Source organism: Actinopolyspora mzabensis (genome assembly GCF_900101095.1).
In the GTDB taxonomy this organism is placed as follows: Bacteria; Actinomycetota; Actinomycetes; order Mycobacteriales; family Pseudonocardiaceae; genus Actinopolyspora; species Actinopolyspora mzabensis.
Map to the genome: position 1 here is coordinate 209,742 of NZ_FNFM01000008.1, position 18,436 is coordinate 228,177.

19 protein-coding genes are annotated in these 18,436 nt (G+C 65.7%); 14 read left to right on the plus strand and 5 right to left on the minus strand.

From position 1 onward, the window contains the following. The first annotated feature begins 31 nt into the window (after positions 1–31). On the plus strand, positions 32–229 hold the full coding sequence (locus tag BLR41_RS14950; protein ID WP_092629043.1) for a DUF397 domain-containing protein: 198 nt from the start codon (positions 32–34) through the stop codon (positions 227–229). Positions 230–374: 145 nt separating this feature from the next. After that, entirely contained in the window at positions 375–572 is a 198-nt protein-coding gene (locus BLR41_RS14955; protein WP_092629045.1) for a DUF397 domain-containing protein, read from the plus strand. A 149-nt stretch (positions 573–721) separates the two neighbouring features. Here the strand turns inward: BLR41_RS14955 and cas6e are convergent, their stop codons facing one another. Then, complete coding sequence (gene cas6e / locus BLR41_RS14960) at positions 722–1,558, minus strand: type I-E CRISPR-associated protein Cas6/Cse3/CasE (RefSeq protein ID WP_092629244.1); 837 nt, start codon at positions 1,556–1,558, stop codon at positions 722–724. 389 nt (positions 1,559–1,947) lie between these two features. Here cas6e and BLR41_RS22900 point away from each other — a divergent pair, with 389 nt between their 5' ends. From BLR41_RS22900 to BLR41_RS15010, 11 genes are all read left to right on the plus strand, one after another. Then, complete coding sequence (locus BLR41_RS22900) at positions 1,948–2,295, plus strand: hypothetical protein (RefSeq protein ID WP_176797996.1); 348 nt, start codon at positions 1,948–1,950, stop codon at positions 2,293–2,295. A 4-nt stretch (positions 2,296–2,299) separates the two neighbouring features. After that, positions 2,300–2,923, plus strand: coding sequence for a DUF3558 domain-containing protein (locus tag BLR41_RS14965; RefSeq protein ID WP_176797997.1), 624 nt, complete (start codon positions 2,300–2,302; stop codon positions 2,921–2,923). An 868-nt stretch (positions 2,924–3,791) separates the two neighbouring features. Beyond that, complete coding sequence (locus tag BLR41_RS14970; RefSeq protein WP_092629246.1) at positions 3,792–4,253, plus strand: helix-turn-helix domain-containing protein; 462 nt, start codon at positions 3,792–3,794, stop codon at positions 4,251–4,253. 16 nt (positions 4,254–4,269) lie between these two features. Further along, positions 4,270–4,899 (plus strand): phosphatase PAP2 family protein, encoded by a 630-nt coding sequence (locus tag BLR41_RS14975; protein ID WP_092629050.1) that lies wholly within the window; start codon positions 4,270–4,272, stop codon positions 4,897–4,899. Positions 4,900–5,623: 724 nt separating this feature from the next. After that, entirely contained in the window at positions 5,624–6,460 is an 837-nt protein-coding gene (locus BLR41_RS14980; RefSeq protein WP_143013084.1) for a hypothetical protein, read from the plus strand. Further along, positions 6,457–7,122 carry a hypothetical protein gene (locus tag BLR41_RS14985; RefSeq protein WP_092629053.1) on the plus strand — a complete coding sequence of 222 codons (666 nt, stop codon included), beginning with the start codon at positions 6,457–6,459 and terminating at the stop codon, positions 7,120–7,122. The genes BLR41_RS14980 and BLR41_RS14985 overlap by 4 nt, the downstream gene beginning before the upstream one ends. 142 nt (positions 7,123–7,264) lie before the next feature. Next, entirely contained in the window at positions 7,265–7,879 is a 615-nt protein-coding gene (locus BLR41_RS14990) for a DUF4333 domain-containing protein (protein ID WP_092629054.1), read from the plus strand. 186 nt (positions 7,880–8,065) lie between these two features. Further along, complete coding sequence (locus BLR41_RS14995) at positions 8,066–8,575, plus strand: hypothetical protein (RefSeq protein ID WP_092629248.1); 510 nt, start codon at positions 8,066–8,068, stop codon at positions 8,573–8,575. Positions 8,576–8,741: 166 nt separating this feature from the next. After that, positions 8,742–9,311: an STM3941 family protein gene (locus BLR41_RS15000; protein ID WP_092629056.1), complete on the plus strand. Its 570-nt coding sequence runs from the start codon at positions 8,742–8,744 to the stop codon at positions 9,309–9,311. Between the two features lie 180 nt (positions 9,312–9,491). Continuing rightward, positions 9,492–10,433 (plus strand): alpha/beta hydrolase, encoded by a 942-nt coding sequence (locus tag BLR41_RS15005; RefSeq protein WP_092629057.1) that lies wholly within the window; start codon positions 9,492–9,494, stop codon positions 10,431–10,433. Continuing rightward, complete coding sequence (locus tag BLR41_RS15010; protein WP_092629058.1) at positions 10,430–12,109, plus strand: flavin-containing monooxygenase; 1,680 nt, start codon at positions 10,430–10,432, stop codon at positions 12,107–12,109. The genes BLR41_RS15005 and BLR41_RS15010 overlap by 4 nt, the downstream gene beginning before the upstream one ends. A gap of 259 nt (positions 12,110–12,368) precedes the next feature. On the opposite strand, the gene BLR41_RS15015 is transcribed toward BLR41_RS15010, so the two are convergent. Both BLR41_RS15015 and BLR41_RS22540 read right to left on the minus strand, forming a co-directional pair. Further along, positions 12,369–13,310 (minus strand): threonine/serine dehydratase, encoded by a 942-nt coding sequence (locus BLR41_RS15015; RefSeq protein ID WP_092629060.1) that lies wholly within the window; start codon positions 13,308–13,310, stop codon positions 12,369–12,371. Between the two features lie 657 nt (positions 13,311–13,967). Beyond that, the gene (locus BLR41_RS22540) at positions 13,968–14,405 is read right to left on the minus strand and encodes a hypothetical protein (RefSeq protein WP_143013085.1); all 438 of its coding nucleotides are present in this window, start codon (positions 14,403–14,405) and stop codon (positions 13,968–13,970) included. A gap of 1,072 nt (positions 14,406–15,477) precedes the next feature. On the opposite strand from BLR41_RS22540, the gene BLR41_RS15035 reads away from it, so the two are divergent. Next, on the plus strand, positions 15,478–16,650 hold the full coding sequence (locus BLR41_RS15035; protein ID WP_092629065.1) for a trans-sulfuration enzyme family protein: 1,173 nt from the start codon (positions 15,478–15,480) through the stop codon (positions 16,648–16,650). Between the two features lie 68 nt (positions 16,651–16,718). On the opposite strand, the gene BLR41_RS15040 is transcribed toward BLR41_RS15035, so the two are convergent. Further along, a complete protein-coding gene (locus BLR41_RS15040; RefSeq protein WP_092629067.1) occupies positions 16,719–17,222 on the minus strand; it encodes a GNAT family N-acetyltransferase in 504 nt (167 codons plus the stop codon). Positions 17,223–17,306: 84 nt separating this feature from the next. After that, positions 17,307–18,347: a zinc-binding dehydrogenase gene (locus tag BLR41_RS15045; RefSeq protein WP_092629069.1), complete on the minus strand. Its 1,041-nt coding sequence runs from the start codon at positions 18,345–18,347 to the stop codon at positions 17,307–17,309. Positions 18,348–18,436: the final 89 nt, after the last annotated feature.

The window sequence follows — 18,436 nt, forward strand, 5'->3', positions numbered from 1 at the left end:
GACAGCGCGCTCAACGCAACGGAGCCTACTCATGAACACGCCGCACGAGCCCAACAATTGGCGGAAATCCACTCGTTCGCAGAACACCTCACATTGCGTCGAGATCGGTCGCACCACCGACGGCGCCGCCGTCCGCGACAGCAAAGACCGCGCAGCCGGACACATCACCACCACGCATCGGCAGTGGCACGATTTCCTGATAGCCGTGAAGGTCGATCAATTCAACTGAGCACATCTCGTGAATTTTTCCCCGGATTCATGACGGGTTCGAAAGATCATTCTCTGCCACCGCGATCACTTGTTGGTCGATAGCGAACTCTCCATCCACGATCAACCCCAAACTCGAAACGACCTCAGCGCCAAGGATTCCACTCATGAGCATTTCGCACGAGCCCAACAGTTGGCGGAAGTCCAGCCGCAGCAGCGCTACGCAGACCTGCGTCGAGGTGGGTCGTACCACCGAAGGCGCGGCCGTCCGCGACAGCAAGGACCGCACAGCGGGCTACTTCACCACCACCCACCAGCAGTGGCAGACCTTCCTGCAAGCACTGAAGGCCGACCACTTCGGCTGAGCGAGGCGCCGCGAGCGCCCCGCTTCCCCCAGCTGCGGGGCGGCGGGGCGTAAATTTCCCACGAAATCGCCGCGCCACCGCAGTGACTCCTCCGATGTCGTGGAGTACGGTTCAGCAACGCGTCGCGTAGTCGCTGTGGGTGAGAGGACTCAGTCAGCCGCGTCGGAATCCGGGGGCAACGGTGCGAGCGTGAGCAACCCGCAGCCGTAGGCCTTGGCGGGTCCGACGCCGTGCAGCAGTGCCCGCCGCAGCAGCTCCACCGAGGTAACTCGTAACCGTCCCTCGAATGTGGCGGTGTGCAGCACCACGGGTTTCGAACCCCGCTTCTTGGCGAAGGAGTGCCTTTCCCGTGCGGTGATCCGCACGTCTCCCGCGAACTCCGACACGTCGGCGGTACCCACACGAGCAGCCTCGGCCGTCACGGCGCCGCCGGTCGCATCGGTGGAATCAGCGCTCGCCGCGACACTGGAGTGTTCGATCGCGCTCGTTCCGGACGAAGCTCCCGGCACCGAGAATCCCCACTTCTCGGTGCGTTGCAGGAACCAGCCCAGCTGGGCCTCGGCGGTACGGTGAGCCGTCCGCGGCGAGCGCCCCAGCGAACCCTTACCCGAATCGTTCGGCTGGGTCGGTCTCGCGGCCTCGACCGCGTTCCGCACCGGATTCGCGGTCACCCGGAAGGTGAACTCCTCCCCCACCGCCAGCCGAGTCAGCAGCGGCTCGTACTCGCGCAGCTCGTAGTGCTCGCCTTCGGCGTGCGGCCAACCGGCCTGCTCGACCAGATGCGTCCAGTCCGGTTTGGACTCGGAGAGCACCAGCAGTTTCGGCCGGTGCGGGTTGTCGCTGTCCAGCCGCCACAGCGGGCGCTGCCGCTCGGGATCGTCGGCCAGTCCGCCCATGACCGCCCCGTGCAGCCTGCGGGGGTTGCCGAGCAGGTCACGGCTGCCCGAGCGCAGCGGGTTGATTCGGATGCGGGACAGGTAGCTCATCGGTTCACCACCCCAGCAGCGCGAACGGATCGCGCACACCAGGTGCTCGTCGCGTCACGGACAGCCACACGGTATCCGCGATCCACGACGGCGTGGGGTCGTCCGCGGAGATCGAGCGCTCGCACAGTGAGCATTCGCACGAATAAGCACTGTGGACGATTATGAGTCCAGTACCCATCCAGGCTCTACGGGCGTCGATTTCTCGCGAAATCGCCGCCGGAGTGCCGGGCACGAAACATCGCCGCGTCGAAGAGTGATCAGGGCGGAAGCCGCCACGGTGTGCTCACCCGCGCGCCCGAAACGGCGCGAGAAGCGCCCTGCGTCCTCGTGACGATCCGGTGGTTCCGCTGACACGGCGTGTGCCGACCCGGCAGGATGTGAGGCCGGGTATGGGACTCGTGAGTCGGAGTGGGGAGACAGCACGTGTCGATTACGACAAACTACGAGGGGCGATCAAAGATCTTATAGCGGCCAGAGATGAAGCTCTTGATCTGGAGCAACAGTCCCAGCACATCAATCCCGGTGAACTCACCGCGTTTGACGACACCACCGACAAAGCTCGCGAGGCGTTCCAACAGCGCATGACCGGTGATGAGGGGTCGCTGCGTAGCGCTGCTCGCGACATTCACAAAATACTGCAAGAGAAGATCGAGGCGTACAACGCGGTGCTGGCCGAGTACGGGTTGGCCGAGGAGAACGCCTCGGTGGCGCAGCGGGATACCGAGAGGCGGAGCTGAGACCGTGCGAAGTGCGTGGAGCAGGATGCGGCGTGGTGCTCTCGTCGCGGGCGGTGTGTTGCTGAGCGTGGTGCTGGCCGGGTGCTCCTCCGGTTCGGCGGAGCAGAACGGGGATTCGGCGGCCACCACCACGGGGAAGAGTCCGTCCTCGTCGGCGTCCTCATCCGATTCGGCGATCCCGAGCCCCAAGGACGCCACCGCAGTAGGGGTGTGCGAGCTCTTCCCCCAGGAAGCCGCGTCGAAACTCGGGGTCCAGCCGCAAGGTAGGAAATCGGAAAACGATATTTCCGATCCCGGATCATATCGCTGTACCTGGGAGAACGAAAACGCAACCACGACGGTTTCGCTATCGCCCACACAGGGGCGTTCGCTGGATACCTACTACGCGCGCGAGTCTGAGTACGTCGACTTCGAGCGGATAACGGTTCACGGGTATCCGGGAGTGCGGTCCAACAAGGTCAAGCCGATGGAGTCCGGGTCGTGCGGGATGCACGTCGCCGTGCAGAGCGATCAGCTCGTGCAGTCGTTCGCCACTGTCCCGTCGGATGACACCGGTAGTGCCGAGCCGTGTGCGCTGGCGAAGAAGACCCTCCGGCTCTCGTTGCCGTCCTGGCCCGCCGCTGAGTGAGTTGGTTCTGTCCGATGAGGCGTGACGGAGTGGTGTTCACAGCGCCTTCGCCGCGCTAGAATCCCAGCGCAGTGAGTGTAGGCCCCGCGCACGCGGGGATGGACCCACCGGCCCGCCGCCACATCCGCCAAATGGTGGGTAGGCCCCGCGCACGCGGGGATGGACCGCAGACCTTGAGCACTCCCACCTGCTTGGCCAGGTAGGCCCCGCGCACGGGGATGGACCGTAGCTCGTTTCGAGCGTGGAACTCATGCCGCCGTAGGCCCCGCGCACGCGGGGATAGACCCGCCGCGCGGCCTGCCTCGACGGCGCCGAGATCGTAGGCCCCGCGCATGCGGGGATCATCGACCAACCGTCTTGTCAGCGCTCCGGGATGTGTGGGGTACCACGGGAGTTCGGGGTCGTTGACCCGAACAGCTATCGAAGTCTCATCCACAGCGGACATACGAGTACACAAAAGAGCGCTGTGGACGGTTCGCGGTGAGGTACGGACTCAGCGCAGCGGCGTCAATTTCTCGCGAAATCGCCGGGCACCGGACAGCGGAGAGCCGGGCACCGAGCACCGAGCACCGAGCACCGAGCACCGGAGCACACGGGGATACCGAGCAAGAGAAGCGGACGACCACGGAGGTGCTCGCCCCGTACCCCCAGAACGGGGCGAGCACGCTGCCGCAGGTCAACTCCCCGGAAATATTTCGCGTTTCCACGGGGCGCTGGGCTCCGGAAGCTATGATCCCGGATCGGCGTTTGCTACTGTTGACAGTAGCATTATCACTGTAAACCATCACGGTGAAACACTGTCAACAGTCGTTTACGACGCTTGGACCTGGGGAAACTCACCAACAAACTGGCGGACGAGAAGAACGCTATGAGTGCCAACAAAGCCGGACGCGAAAACACTTTCGCGGGCAAGCTCGCCCATCTCATCGCCACGGTGCACCCACCGGACCGCGGCACCTACAGCTACCGCGAGATCGAGGCGGGAATCCGGCACCTGCCGGGCGCGATGTCGGCGCAGTACATCAGTCAGCTCAAAACCGGCACCCGAACCAATCCCAAGATCCACTACGTGGAGGCGCTGGCGGAGTTCTTCGGCGTGCCCGCCGGATACTTCTTCGACGACGAGGTCACCGAGCGCATCGACGCTCAGATCGCCGACCTGAAGACCTGGCGCGACACCGAGGCACGCGACATCGCCCAGCGCTTCGCCGGGCTGGACCGGCGGGACCGCAACACCGTCTCCAACCTCATCGACAGCCTCGACGCCTACAACGCGCGTCCCCGCCACCAACGCGCCCGCCGCAAGACCGACCGCGACCACACGGCGTAAGACGTAAGATGTGCCGATGTCGACCCGCGAGACCCGCTCCCCGGCCGAGCGCAAGCACCTGTTCGCCCGCGTCGTCACCGAGGTTCTCGCCCCCTGGGTGATCGTGCTGGCACTGCCGCTGGTGGTGGCCGGTCAGGCCACGGCGGAGTTCGGTGCCACCCTGCTGTGGGGAATGGTCGTGGCGCTGACCAGCAGCGTGCTGCCGATGGGGGTGGTGGTCTGGGGCAGTCGCACCGGCAGGTGGGACGGGCACCACGTCCGCGACCGCCAGGGCAGGCTGGTGCCGTTCACCGCCCTGATCGCGCTCAGCATGATCGGGCTGGCGCTGTTGATCGCGGGCCGTGCCCCGGAGAAACTGATCGCGCTGGACATCAGCATGATCATCAGCCTGTTGGTCACCGGCACCATCACGGTCTTCTGGAAGATCTCGATGCACACCGCCGTGGCAGCGGGTGCGGTAACGGTGCTGGCGCTGCTCTACGGCCCCGCGCTGTGGTGGGGGGCACTGGCGACACTGGCCGTCGCGTGGTCCCGGGTCGCCGTCGACGACCACACACCGGCCCAGGTCACCATCGGCGCGCTGACCGGAGCGGTCATCGGCGGCGGCTCGTTCGCGCTACTGCTCGGCGGGAACACCGCGCTCTGAGTGGTGTGGCTCGGCGAATCGGCGGTTCGACCGCTCGGCGAGCGCGAGTTCAGTCCATCCAGCCGCTCTGTTCGGGATGGCGCATGTCGTACTCGAACTGCTGCCAGGCATTCCATCCCACCACATCAGCAGCGCGAGCAGGATCAGGAACGCCCCCAGCACGACGAGCCACTTCGCGCGAGCACTCAAGCCGTGATCCCCTTCGGTTCGGTCGTCCTGCCGGGCACGACGTGCGCCTCGACATCGGTGTCATGTAGCGATCCCCACGGGAGTCCGAGCTGCCGATCGTTCCGAGATGTCCACGGTGGATACCCGCGACACATTTTCCGCATCTCTCGGGACAACTCGCGCGTCCGATCTATAACGTGAGCGCGACAGATCGAGCTCGCATCGCGCGGTGGGGGCACTCGGAGCGCGTCTCGGGGGAAGGCCAGCGCGGTCGACTACCACTGTGGCCACAACAACAGGGGGAAACATGTTCGGACGGAGCCGATGGGCTCCGGCTGTGGGAGCGATACTGGTCAGCCTGACGCTCGCTTCCTGCGCATCGACCGGAGCCGAGACCGAGCAACGGAAGTCGAGCGTCCAAGTACCGCAATACTTGAAGGCGCTGCCGTTCTCGAAACGACGGGAAGCGGTCGAGTCGACACGAATCGATCGGAAAATCCTGCCCATAGCACCTTGTGCACTGCACAAACCGAAGACGGCGAGCGATATCACCGGTTTGCCGAACCAGCGGATCGCGCCGGGCGACAAGATCAACGAATGCACGCTGCGTGTGTGGCGGGAGATGGAGACCTTCAGCCGGGACTGGGTCTTCGACATCACCGTGGGCGCCAAGTGGGCGCCGAAGGACCGGCAGGAGTCGAAGCTGGTCCGCACGAGCGACGGACGCTTCTATCAGCAAGCGATGATAGTGGGCGAGCACAAGACCCGGCAATGCAGCTATCTGCTTCCGATCACCGCGCACCGCGCGATAGAACTCGATGTCAATTCCTCCGTATACATCGTGAACGAAAAGCGGGAGAAGGAGTTCAAAAGCCACAACTGCGAGTTCGGGAAGAAGTATCTGAAGGCCGTCGCACCACTGTTCTTCGACCCCCCGATGCGTGACGAGCACCCGAGGGAGCCCACGTTGCTGCTCGGAACGCAGTCGCCGTGCGAGGCGATGAGCTGGGCGGTGAACAACCTGAAACCCGTCATCACTCCGGTGCGGGCAACCGAGATGGTTCGACACGACCCGGCTGACTGCACTCTGGAGGACTCGGGCGAGGACTTCTCGAGGCAGAAACGGGCCGCTGTGGAGTTCACCGTTTCCAGCCCACCCAGTGAGACGAGCCCGGATGAGAACTACAGCTCGATCACATTCGCCGGGCGCCCCGGATTCCTTCACGAAGATCCCCGGAACGGTACCTGCGAGCTGTCCGTTCCCTACCTGAAGCAGCCGCACGGGATCCAGGGCGATTTGGGCCCACTGACGCAGAACATCTCCGTCACCACCCAAAGCTGCGACCGGAGCCGGGAATTCGCCAAGATCGTGCTGGACAGGGCCGCCTCATGAAGACGAACGGATCGACCTTCCGCAGGCTGCTGGGGAGTGCGCTGGCGCTGCTACTCGGCGCCGTCACGGCCGGTTGCACCACCGAGGTCAGCGGCACGGCGCACACCTCGGTCTGTGCCACGCACCGGCTGTCGAACTGCCGGGACTTCACCCCGACGAAACCCGCGAACAACATAATGCGGGTCTGGATGAACCAGGGCGCACGGACCGCCGGTGCGATGTTGTGCTCGACACTGGACACCAACCGGCTGGACCGGCTCATGGGCGAGGGCAACGAGTACTACCGCTATCTCACCAGGGACCAGTCCAAAGCCTGCCGCATAACCACCGAGCAGTCCGGGCCGGACAACACGCAGCGGTTCTCGATCAGTTTGAAACTGTTCGCGCAGCCGATGCACGGCTACAAGATCGTCGACGGCAACAAGCGCACCACAGTGGCCGGGCATCCGGCCTGGGTCAATCATCAGGATCGGGGCGCGCGGCACTACGTCGAGTACACCATCGCCACCGGCACCATGGCGAACGCCGGGGGAGTGCTGTTCGTCAAGGCAGAAACGGACAGCGCGCGCGGCTTGTTGACCGACGAAGAACTCGACTACAGCCACATGAACTCCACCCACAAGGCCATCGCGAAGGCATACACCAAGGCCCTGTTCGGCTGACCCACACCGAAATGACCTCGCCGAGTGGTCGGTTCGTCTGTTGTCGCGACGTGCGCGGAGCCGTGCTTCGCGCCGTTCCTCTCGGGAGACGACAACTTCCACATCGAATCGGGCCGCTCGGAGATCCCGATCGGGAGAACTCGTGAACCATCCCCAGCCCCACTTCAACCCCAACAACGGAACTCCGCCGCCCGCACCCGGCGGTCCGCCACCCAACCAGCCACCGTTCGACCAGCAACAGCCCCACCAGCCACCGTTCAATCAGCCGCCACCGGGCCAACATCCACCGAGCCAGATACCACCCCACCAACCACCAGCCAACCAGCCACCGCAGGGTTGGTACGGCCCGCCGCCCCCGCAACAGCCCGGACTCCCCCATTACCCCCGGCCTGCCGGAACCGCCGCGGACGCCCGGCAGCAGCGGCGGAAACGGACCGGCCTGAAGATCACGCTGCTCACGCTCGGGGTGCTCGTGGTGCTCGGCGCCGGAGGGATCACCCTGTACGCCAACACGGCGGGAGCTGAGCGGGTGTTCGACCCCCGGGCCGTGGAAAAAGCCACCGAGCGGATCCTCACCGAGGAATACGCCTACCGGAACGTGAAACAGGTTTCCTGCCCAGCGGGGAAGAGGGTAAAGCCGGAGGCATCGTTCAGCTGCACCGTCGACCTCGGCGGCGGACGAGTGCTGCGAGCGCCGATTCTGGTGGTCGACACCGAGGGGAACTACCGCGTCCGCGAGCTGCACTACCCCCGGTAAGGCGCCCGAGCGGCGCCGTTTCGGTTCCGATCGCGGTTGTGGGCCGGGCCTCGCTCGGCCCACGTGCTGTTTTCCCGATGCAGCTTCCTGCGCCGGAAGACTCCGACGCCACGTGGTACTGCCGTACCGACCGGGAACACCACCCGGTCGCCCCCGTTGAACGAGCGGGTTCCCTACGCTGCCCGCATGGCGAACTATCTGCTCGTCATCGGCGACCGGCAAGCGCTCGACTGGGTGCTGCGGCAACAGCGGATGGCGTTTCCGGACTTCAAGCGCGCCGAAGTGCGCGCACTCGCCCCGGGCGACCGGCTTTACCTGTACACCACGCGCGGCTGCTTCGGAAACCCCACGCGGGACCGGGGCAGGGTGGTCACCACCGGCGAGGTGCGCTCCACCGTGGCCGAACTGGACGAACCGGTCGAGCTCGGGGGGCGCAGCTACCCGGTGGGCTGCGAGCTGCGTATCACCGAACTCCCGGCCTGGCCCGGTGGTGTGGAGCTTTCCCCGATCGTGGGTGAGCTGGAGCTGTTCGACGGGATGACGAAAAGCTGGAGCATCCGGCTACGCCGACCGCTGGTCGGGCTCTCCGCACGGGACGCGGGACTGCTCGACCGCTACCTGGCCGAGCACGATCGGTATCCACTGGACGAGATGATCGACGGGTACCGTCCACGGCGGCGCGCGTCCCGGGGCTGAAACCGAAACACCGCACCCCTCCGACCTCTGTCGAACCGTGATCCTCAACCGCGATGCGCGACTCGCCCGGCCGACATGGCAGGCTCTACTCCTCGGAATGGCTCCGACGCCGGCACTCCCGAGCCGGGCGGCGGGGCGCGCAGCCTTACAGGAGGAGCGAGAACGGATGAGAGGGGTCCAACGCAACGGACAGCCCGGGCAGCGGGACTACCGATTAGCGATCTACCCGAACCGGATCCGGCTGCCGCTGGTGATCCTGGGCGCGCTGGTATTCGTGCTCTTCGGGGTGTTCATCTGCTACCAGGCGGTCACCGCCATGAGTTCGGCCCCGCTCGCGGGGGTCTTCCTCGCGCTGAGCGCGCTGGCGATCGTGTTCTTCGGCGGCTGCCTGATCTACGGCGCCGTGCGGCTGGCCAAGCCGAAACCCGTGGTGGTGCTGGACAACGAGGGACTGTACGACCACGCCTCGTTCACCGGCGTGGGCTTCGTGCCCTGGCGGGAGATCTCCGGGGCCATGGCCGACAACGACGGCACCCAGCGCATGCTCAGCGTCACGCTGTTCGACCCCAGCACGGTGCTCGACCGCACCACGGGCTGGCGTGGCTTCCTGGTGCGCAGCAACGCCAGGATGATGGGGACACCGGTCAACATCTCGCAGAACATGGTCGCGATGCCGATCTCGCAGCTGGCGGCCGAGATCCGGCTGGCCGCCGAGAAGACCACCACCTGGCGCTGAGTCGAAACCCGAGGTCCTGCTCCAACGACTTCCGTCACGTGCCGCCCAACCTCCCCGGCACCACGAGGATTACGACGTTCGAGGGAACGATCCCACGCGGCAAAAAGTTGTGTTTACACAACGGCCGAGCGCGTCGCATATTCACCGTGGACCGAGAACGGACACGAACACGGAGCCGAATTGGCGCTCGACGACGCGACCAGCGCGCTGCTGGCTCGGATGACGGAACAGGGCTCGAAACCGCTGCAGGAGATGACCCCGGCCGAGGCGCGCGAGTTCATGGCTGCCCAACAACCCGCGGATGCGCCGCCCGCTCCGGAGATGCGCCACGTGGAGCTGGTCGAGTTACCGGTGGACGACGAGTCGATCCCGATCCGACTGCTCACACCGAACGAGTCACCGCGCGGGACGCTGGTCTACTACCACGGCGGCGGCTGGGTGCTCGGTGACGCGGCCCTTTTCGAACAGCTCGGACGCACCCTTGCCGCCCGCACCGGCTGCGCCGTCGCGTTGGTGGACTACCGGCTCGCGCCGGAACACCGCTACCCCACCGCCGTCGAGGACGCGCTGGCGGCGCTGCGTTGGGCCGACAAGCAGCGCGCCGCGCTGGGCAACGCGGAGATGCCGCTGCTGGTGGCGGGCGACAGCGCGGGCGGGAATCTCGCGGCGGTGGTCGCACGGCGCGCCACGCGTGAAGACGGCCCCGAAGTCGCGCTGCAGATACTCGTCTACCCGGTCACCGACCACGACTTCGACACCGCCTCGTACGTGGCGGCGGAGAATCAGCTGGTACTCACCCGGGAAGCGATGATGTGGTTCTGGGATCACTACCTGCCGGACCACGCGCGGCGCGGCGAGTTCGATGCCTCGCCGCTGCGTGCGGCCGAGCTGTCCGGACTACCGCCCGCCGTGGTGCTGACCGCGGAGCACGACGTGCTGCGCGACGAGGGCGACGCCTACGCCGAACGGCTGCGTCGAGCGGGCGTGCCGGTTCGGCACCACTGCTTCACCGGACAGACGCACGGCTTTCTCACCCAGCTCGACGTGCTTCCCGGCAGCGCGGCCGGAGTGGACTACATCGTCGAAGCGGTCGAGGAGTACCTCCCACGACGGTGGGAATGAAGCTGACGTCGAGGACCACACTCGCACGGGAGGCGGCAGTGTCCAAATCGGAGTCACCGGCACCGAACTCTCCGGAAGCCGAATCAGCCGAACCGGACGCGGTGGTGGTGGGAGCGGGTCTGGCCGGGCTCTACCAGCTTCACCGGCTGCGTGAGCTCGGACTACGGGTGCGGGTGTTCGAGAACGGTTCCGACGTGGGCGGCACCTGGTACTGGAACCGCTACCCCGGCGCGCGGTGCGACGTGGAGAGCATGTCCTACTCCTACTCGTTCTCGCCGGAACTGGAGCAGGAGTGGACCTGGACGGAGAAGTACGCGGCACAGCCCGAGATCCTGCGCTACATCGAGCACGTCGCCGACCGGTTCGACCTGCGGCGCGACATCACGTTCGACACCCGGATCACCGAGGCGCACTACGACGAGCACACGCACCGCTGGCTGGTGCGCACCCACACCGGTGAGTCGGTGTCGACACGGTTTCTGATCATGGCGACCGGCTGCCTCTCAGCGAGCAAACCACCGGAACTGCCCGGAATCGAACGGTTCGGCGGCGCGGTGCACCACACCGGTCGCTGGCCGCACGAGGGCGTGGACCTCGCCGGGCAACGGGTCGGGGTGATCGGCACCGGATCCTCCGGTATCCAGGCAATCCCGGAACTGGCCGAACAGGCAGCCGAACTCACGGTGTTCCAGCGCACCCCGAACTTCAGCATGCCCGCCTTCAACCGGCCGCTCCGCGAGACCGAGGTCACCGAACGGAAGGCGAACTACCGGCAGTGGCGCGCGGCGCAGCGCGACTCGCACGCCGGGGTGCCCCGACAACCCGCCGAACGCTCGGCGCTCGAAGACTCACCGGAGCAGCGCGAGGAAACCTACCGGCAGGGCTGGTGGGAGGGCAGCCTGTTCGGCATCCCGGCGAGCTACGCCGACATTCTCGTCGACCCGACCGCCAACGAGACCGCCGCCGAGTTCGTGCGCGCCAGGATCCGCGACAAGGTGCACGACCCGGACATCGCCGAGACGCTCTCGCCGCGCGAGTTCCCGATAGGAACCAAGCGGCCCTGCCTGGAAACCGGGTACTACGAGACGTTCAACCGGGAACACGTGCGCCTGGTCGACCTGCGGTCCACCCCGCTTACCGGGATCGTCGAAACCGGAGTGCGCACCACGCGGCGGGAGTACGAACTGGACACGCTGGTGTTCGCCACCGGGTTCGACGCCATGACCGGCGCGCTGGAGGCGGTCGACATCCGGGGCAGGGGCGGGCGCAAACTGCGGGAGTACTGGTCGGCCGGGCCACGGACCTACCTGGGGTTGGCCGTGTCTGGCTTTCCCAACCTGTTCACCGTGACCGGACCGACCAGCCCCTCGGTGCTGAGCAACATGATCGTGTCCATCGAGCAGCACGTGGACTGGATCACCGACTGCCTCTCGTACCTGGCAGCCAACGACCTCACCGAGATCGAGGCCACCGAGCGGGCCGAGCGGGAGTGGCTCGACCACGCCGCCGAAGCGGGCAACGCCACGCTCTACCCCACCGCCGACTCGTGGTACATCGGGGCCAACGTGCCGGGCAAACCCCGCGTGCTGCTGGCCTACGTGGGCGGGGTCGCCGCTTATCGGGAGTGGTGCGAACAGGTGGCCGACAGCGGGTATTCGGGTTTCTCGCTTCGCTAGTGGATGTTCCGGAGTGGGTTGCGTGGGTGGTCGCTTGGCGGAACCTCTCGCACGGCTCTCGCTGCGGGGAGGCCCGACATCGGGTAGCGACCTACACAACGTCGGGCCTTCCTCGCGAGAGCCGCACGGGAGAACCCGCGGTCGGTACTGCTGCGAGGATGGTGGGAGTTCGGCCCGCGGGAGTGGTTGGGGTTCGGCTTGAATACTTGGCAGGCGCGGCGATTTCGCGAGAAATCGACGGTGTTCGGATGGCGGGGTTTCAACCGAGGTCGGTGAGGTCGGTGTTGGCGCCGCAGAGCACCACGGCGAGGCGCTCGCCCTCGGCAGGGCGGTAGACCCCGGCGAACAGCGCGGCCAGCGCCGCCGCCGTGCCGTGTTCCACGACCAGCCGGTAGCGCTGCCACAGGTACTTCCGCGCCGCGACGATGTGCTCGTCGTCGACCAGCACCGAACGCACCCCCGTTCGCGTCGCCACCTCGTAGGCGATCTCGCCGAGGCGGGTGGCGCCGAGCGAGTCCTTGGCGACACCGGAGACCGCCACGTCGGTTGGGCCGCCCTCGGCCAGCGCGGTGTGCAGCGTCGGAATGCCGGTCGGTTCCACCCCCACCACCCGCGCACGGGATTCGAGCGCGGCGGCGACACCGGCCATCAGTCCGCCCCCGCCGACGGCCAACAGCACGGTGTCCAGTTCGCCGCCGGTCTGTTCGAGCAGTTCCGTGCCCAGCGTGCCGTTACCCGCGCACATCTCGGGCTGGTCGTAGGCGTGGCAGAACACCGCGCCGTTCTCCTCGACCTCCTTGACGGCGGCCCGGTAGGCATCGGCGTAGACCTCACCGACCGCCACGACCTCCGCACCCAGTTCCCGCAGCTTCGCCTGCTTGAAGGCCGGCGCGTTGGCAGGAACGTAGACCCGCGCGGGCACACCGTGCCGGGAAGCCGCGTGCGCCACGGCCATACCCGCGTTGCCGCCGGAGGCCGCGACCACACCGGCCTCGCCGATCCTGCCCTCGGCAAGGGCCGAAGCCACCCGGTAGTACGCGCCGCGCGCCTTGAACGAGCCGGTGTGCTGCAACTGTTCGAGCTTGAGCCGGACGCTCGCCGCGCCGGGAACCAGCTCTGGATCCAGGTCGAAGAGCGGGGTACGCCGCACGCTGTCCGCGATTCGCCGCCTTGCCTTCTCGACATCCGAATGAGTTGTCACTGTTCCAGCCTGCCCGGCCCCGACCGGAGATGCGCAGCGGGGCGGGACGGATATCGGTCCTCTCTCCGAAGTGATTCGGACAGACCACTCCAAGGCATGAGCACCACCGTCCGACGGCGACCACCTGGTACCGGCTTAATCGCGGCAAAACATCTCTCACCGGCCGGTTTCGGTGAGCTTCGGCAGCTCCTCGTCGTCATAAGATTGACCACGCATGAGCAAAAAAACCACCAGAGTAAGTCGAGTCATTTTTATCAATGAGACTGTCAACGCGGCAAAGAAAATCAGAGTAGCGCTCTTCGTGGGAACCCCGAGCCCTGTGAATGTACACACCAATGAACCGAGGAACATCAGCAAGAGCGCCCGAAGGAAGACGCCCGCCACGTGCGCCCCCCCAACGACGTCGCACTGATCGAGCAGAAGGATTGTCCAAACCTGCGTAGAAGAACAAAGCCGCTGTCGCGAAGGCGGACAAAGTTCCGAGCAATTGACTCGTCGTCGCCATAGCCTGCAGCTGCGCCGAATCGGAGGCTGCGGTGAACCACTCGTCGAGCGGGCTCCCGACACTTCCTCCTAAGAGGAGGACAACGAGCACCCAATCCAGGGAGGGTCGGTCCAGTAAGCTCCGCGAGCTCTTCATCAGCCACCGCCATCACGTCACGGGAGGATCTCTGTCCCTACCGAACTTGCTAAGTCCTCCCTGAGTTCTTTCGCCACGGCCATAATCGCATCGAAGGCCGACAACTCGGTGATCGAACGTACGGAACCGCTTCCCCTCACCTCCACGGAACGCTGCTGACTGAAGCGCTGCTTCAACAGATCCACGGCCCCGTCCTCGGAATTATTGCCCTCCTCGTCGAAGACCTGCGCTTTTGCCTTGTACAACTCCTCGAGATCCACACTGCGACATAAGAAGTCAACCACACGGAACAATTTGTTACGTTCCTCATGGTTTCTTTTCTTCGAACGTCCAGCCGTGAGCTTGATTTCGAATCGGAACTCCCCCGTCTCCCCGAGAGCGGCCAACTGTCCCAGCGGGCCGTCTGAAAGCCGAGAGGCCAGACTCGTGGGACCCGCTATCTCCAGACGGGACACTCCGCCAGCTTTGCGCACTCTTTCCCACTTGTCACGGTCTATGACCGGCTCAGCTATGATCTTTTCGCTAAAAACACCACTCCCATTGATCTACTTCGCTATCGCCTGGGGAGACGGCGAAGCACCAGCCGACCGCATTAAGCCGAAGACATTCCCGAAATCCAGAAAGGAAACGAAAGAGGATTCGATGACCTGCCACTCTTCCCCATCCACGGGAACCTCGGCCACCTCCCCCGTGCCCAGATGCTGCTGCCTTGGCACATCATCACGCCCCTTAGTCAGCACCAAGTGATCTATATTTTCGTGGGTGAATATTTTTCCTCTCAGTACATCGCCACCCTCTATCTCGTGCTCCACAGGCCCGTGAGTACTTTGATGTCCCCACTTAGTCAGTACACCTTCCCAATCGGCAGGTTCCACAGGACTTCGATCACTCGACCGGAGCACCCTCCAGAACGAAACCGTCCGCTGGATCGGATTGTTCGACATGACTCTCCCAAGAAGTCACCTTCTGAGTGAAATTAGCCATCATGTTATAACACAGCGCAACTCTGCTCCTTCAAAGAGCTAGCTTTACCCTGAAAGAGTGAACCTCTAGGGCAACAAAACTACGTATAGTAGTAATTGCTGGTTCATGTCGAACGGTAGCCGGTGCAAGACTGCTCCGTCGAACTAGTAACTTCATATGGCGAAACTACGTATCAGCGCGAAAAGCACGACACAGCTTTTCCGCGACGACACCTCGTGCTCATTATCAACTCGCCACTTCCTCCCAGGGTTACAGCAGGAGCTCGGCCAGCCTGCGCTGCTCCTGGCGCGCCGGGGATAGTCGGCGCGGTAACCCCACTTCAAACGCGCCGGTGTCAGATCAGTGCTGGTAGGGAATCAGACAAGCATCGATTTCGCGGCTCCACCGGGCATGTCGTCGGTGTCGTAGGTCCGGGCAGGAGGTTCGGCGCCGCGCTGGAACACAATGTGGTTTCGAAACGTTTCGCAGCCGGAGACACGATGTACCCGGAAGAGCACATTTCATGCACGATGGAGCCGGGCATCGCCGCCGGATGGGAGAATTATGACTGAGGAAGACCGCACACGAGTGATTCACGTGGATCGCGGCATCTCTGACGGGACTCGTACCGTGGTGCCGCCGATCCACCAGTCGGCGAACTTCCACTCCGAGGACCAGCGATCCTTCAGCGCGGCGGCGAACGAACCCCGCGGCCACGACTTCTACACCCGCTACGGAAACCCCAACCACACCCACGTGGCGAGTGTGCTCGCCGAACTGGAGAACGCCGAAGCCGCACTGGTCACCTCATCGGGGATGGGCGCGGTCACCACGAGTCTACTCGGACTCGTCTCGGCGGGTGACCACGTGATCGGCCAACAAAGCACCTACGGCGGAACGGCCTCGCTGCTGACGAACCTGCTACCGAGGTTCGGGGTGGAAACCACGCAGGTGGATCAGACCGATCCGGAGGCTTTCGAGCGGGCGATGACACCGCGAACCCGGCTCGTGCTGCTCGAAACTCCTAGCAACCCGCTGCTGCGGATCACCGACCTGCGCGCGGTGACCGAACTGGCCCGGCGGCACGGAGCACTGACCCTTGTGGACAACACCTTCGCCAGCCCGGTGAATCAGCGGCCGCTCGATCTCGGCGCGGACCTGGTGTGGCACAGCGCGACCAAGTACCTCAACGGCCACTCGGACGTCTCCGCCGGAATCGTGGCCGGCCCGGCCGAACTGGTGGACCGCATCTGGGAGACCGGGATAATCACCGGGACGACTCTCGGCCCGTTCGACGCGTGGCTACTGCTGCGCGGACTGCGCACGCTGCCGCTGCGGATGCGGCAGCACAACGAGAACGGGCAGGCCATCGCCGAGGCGCTGGAGACTCATCCGAGCGTGGCGGTGGTGCACTACCCGGGGTTGCGGAAACATCCGCAGCACGAGCTCGCGGCGGAACAGATGGACGGTTTCGGTGGAGTGGTGGCAGTGGAGTTCAACGGTGGTCACCAGGCCGCGAATACTTTTCTGGACCGGATGCGCTATCCCAGGCGTGCGGCCAGCCTCGGCGGTGTGGAGAGCTTGGCCGTGCATCCCAGCGCGATGTGGAGCGGAGTGCTCGACGAGCAGCAGCTGCGCGAGGCCGACATTCCGCCCGGTCTGGTCCGGCTGGCTGCCGGGGTGGAGGACAGCGCCGATCTCGTTAACGACGTGCTGGAAGCGGCCGAGGGGTTGTGAACGCTGAGCTGGGACGAGAACCGATTTCCGATTCCGTCTCGGCCGGCGAACCGGAACTCCGAGCGAGGTCAGATCCGCTTCTCGAACAGGACCACGGGAAACAGACCACGGATGACGTGCCTGCCCACCTCCTGGAAGCCGTGGGCGGCGTAGTAGGAACGCAGCACGTCGTTGGCCTCGGCGCAGTCGAGCCGAAAGGTGTCCAGGCCAGCGGCGCGGCCGATGTCGGCGGCGCTTTCCAGCAGGAAGGTGCCCATCCCGGTTCGGGCCATCGAGCGGTCGACCATGAGCCCATGGACGTAGACGGCGGGCGTGGGGTCCGCACCCCAGAAGTCGGGATCGGACCACAGCACCCGCATCGCCGCGACGACGCCGAGATCCGGCAGCCGCACGCGGTGCCACTCCGCGCGCTCGACCTCGCTCGCGATCCTGTCGAACGAGACCTCACCGCGCGGCCACTGCTCGATCCCCCGGTCGTACAGCCAGTCCTCCAGCTGCCTGCGAAGACGGTGTATCGGAGGGGCGTCCTCCGGGGCGGCGGTTTCGAGCTGCCACTGTCGCGTCTCGGTCACGCGGGTGAGGATAGTTCCGGTTCTCGGCCCTCCTCGATCCCCGCGAAGCCCGAGCCGAGATGTTCCTCGGTTTCCTCGACCATCTCAGCTTGGCACCACCACGATCTTGCCGACGTAGTCGCCCGCGCGGAACCGCCGCTGTGCCGAGTGGATCTCGTCGAGCGAGTAGCGCTCCGCGACGCGCGGACGCGGTTCGCCCGCACGCGCCGCCGCCACGAGTTCGGCGAAGTGCGCGCGGGTGTGCATCGAGGATCCGATCAAGCTGAGGTTGTGCAGGTACAACCGGCGCAGGTCGAATTCGATCACCGCCTGGGCGATGGCCCCGGCGACGACGCAGCGGCCGTCGTCCCGCAGCAGCGACAGCAGGCGTCCCAGCTGCGGGCCGCCGACGACGTCGGCCACCGCGTCGAGCCCCTCGGGAGCGAACTCCCGCACCCGGTCGGTGAGATCGGCGGCGTCCCGCAGCGCCACCCGGTTCGCCCCGACAGCACGGACCTCGGCCTCCTTGCCGCCGCTGGTGATCGCCAGCACTTCCGCTCCGCGAGCGGCGGCCAGCTGGACCACGGCCAGCCCCACCCCGCCGGAAGCTCCGGTGACCAGGATCTTCTCGCCCGAAGTCACTCCGGCGCGTTCCAACATGCCCATCGCGGTGCCGTAGGCGATCGGCAGCGCGGCCAGTTCCTCGTCCGACAGCGGCGAGTCGGTCACGTCGTGGGCCTGCCGGTCGGCGACGAGCACGTACTCGGCGAAACCACCGTCGTACTCACTGCCCAGCAGGCCGACGGGCGGGGCGTGGGGTCCTTCGTCCCGGTAGTCGGCCGGATCGACCAGTACCCGACGCCCGACGCGCTCGCTCGGCACTCCGGCGCCGCCTGATTCGACCACGCCCGCCACGTCACCGCCCTGTATCCGGGGGAACGAGATCGGCCCGCGCCATCCGGCGAGCGCGGTGGGGTCGCCGGGCAGGCCGTAGGCGCCCTCCCTGGTCCAGAGGTCGGTGTTGTTCAGGGCACCGGCACCTACCCGGACCAGCAGCTGCCCGGGGCCGGGCTCCGGGGTCGCCACGTCGTCGCGGTGTTCGAGCTTTTCGGGACCGCCGTGTCCAGTGAGCAGCACAGCGCGCATCGCACACCTCCAATATATAGACAGGTCTGTATATAAAACCTAGCATGTGACACGCGGAACTTCCGAGCGAAGACCGGCGCCAAGTCCTG

Coding starts and splice junctions, on each gene's coding strand:
- BLR41_RS15010 (WP_092629058.1), top strand. CDS start 10,430: ATGAAGCTGACGTCGAGGACCACACTCGCACGGGAGGCGGCAGTGTCC.
- BLR41_RS14975 (WP_092629050.1), top strand. CDS start 4,270: ATGTCGACCCGCGAGACCCGCTCCCCGGCCGAGCGCAAGCACCTGTTC.
- BLR41_RS14985 (WP_092629053.1), top strand. CDS start 6,457: ATGAAGACGAACGGATCGACCTTCCGCAGGCTGCTGGGGAGTGCGCTG.
- BLR41_RS15045 (WP_092629069.1), bottom strand. CDS start 18,347: ATGCGCGCTGTGCTGCTCACTGGACACGGCGGTCCCGAAAAGCTCGAA.
- BLR41_RS14950 (WP_092629043.1), top strand. CDS start 32: ATGAACACGCCGCACGAGCCCAACAATTGGCGGAAATCCACTCGTTCG.
- BLR41_RS15035 (WP_092629065.1), top strand. CDS start 15,478: ATGACTGAGGAAGACCGCACACGAGTGATTCACGTGGATCGCGGCATC.
- BLR41_RS22900 (WP_176797996.1), top strand. CDS start 1,948: ATGGGACTCGTGAGTCGGAGTGGGGAGACAGCACGTGTCGATTACGAC.
- BLR41_RS14995 (WP_092629248.1), top strand. CDS start 8,066: ATGGCGAACTATCTGCTCGTCATCGGCGACCGGCAAGCGCTCGACTGG.
- BLR41_RS15000 (WP_092629056.1), top strand. CDS start 8,742: ATGAGAGGGGTCCAACGCAACGGACAGCCCGGGCAGCGGGACTACCGA.
- cas6e (WP_092629244.1), bottom strand. CDS start 1,558: ATGAGCTACCTGTCCCGCATCCGAATCAACCCGCTGCGCTCGGGCAGC.
- BLR41_RS14970 (WP_092629246.1), top strand. CDS start 3,792: ATGAGTGCCAACAAAGCCGGACGCGAAAACACTTTCGCGGGCAAGCTC.
- BLR41_RS14955 (WP_092629045.1), top strand. CDS start 375: ATGAGCATTTCGCACGAGCCCAACAGTTGGCGGAAGTCCAGCCGCAGC.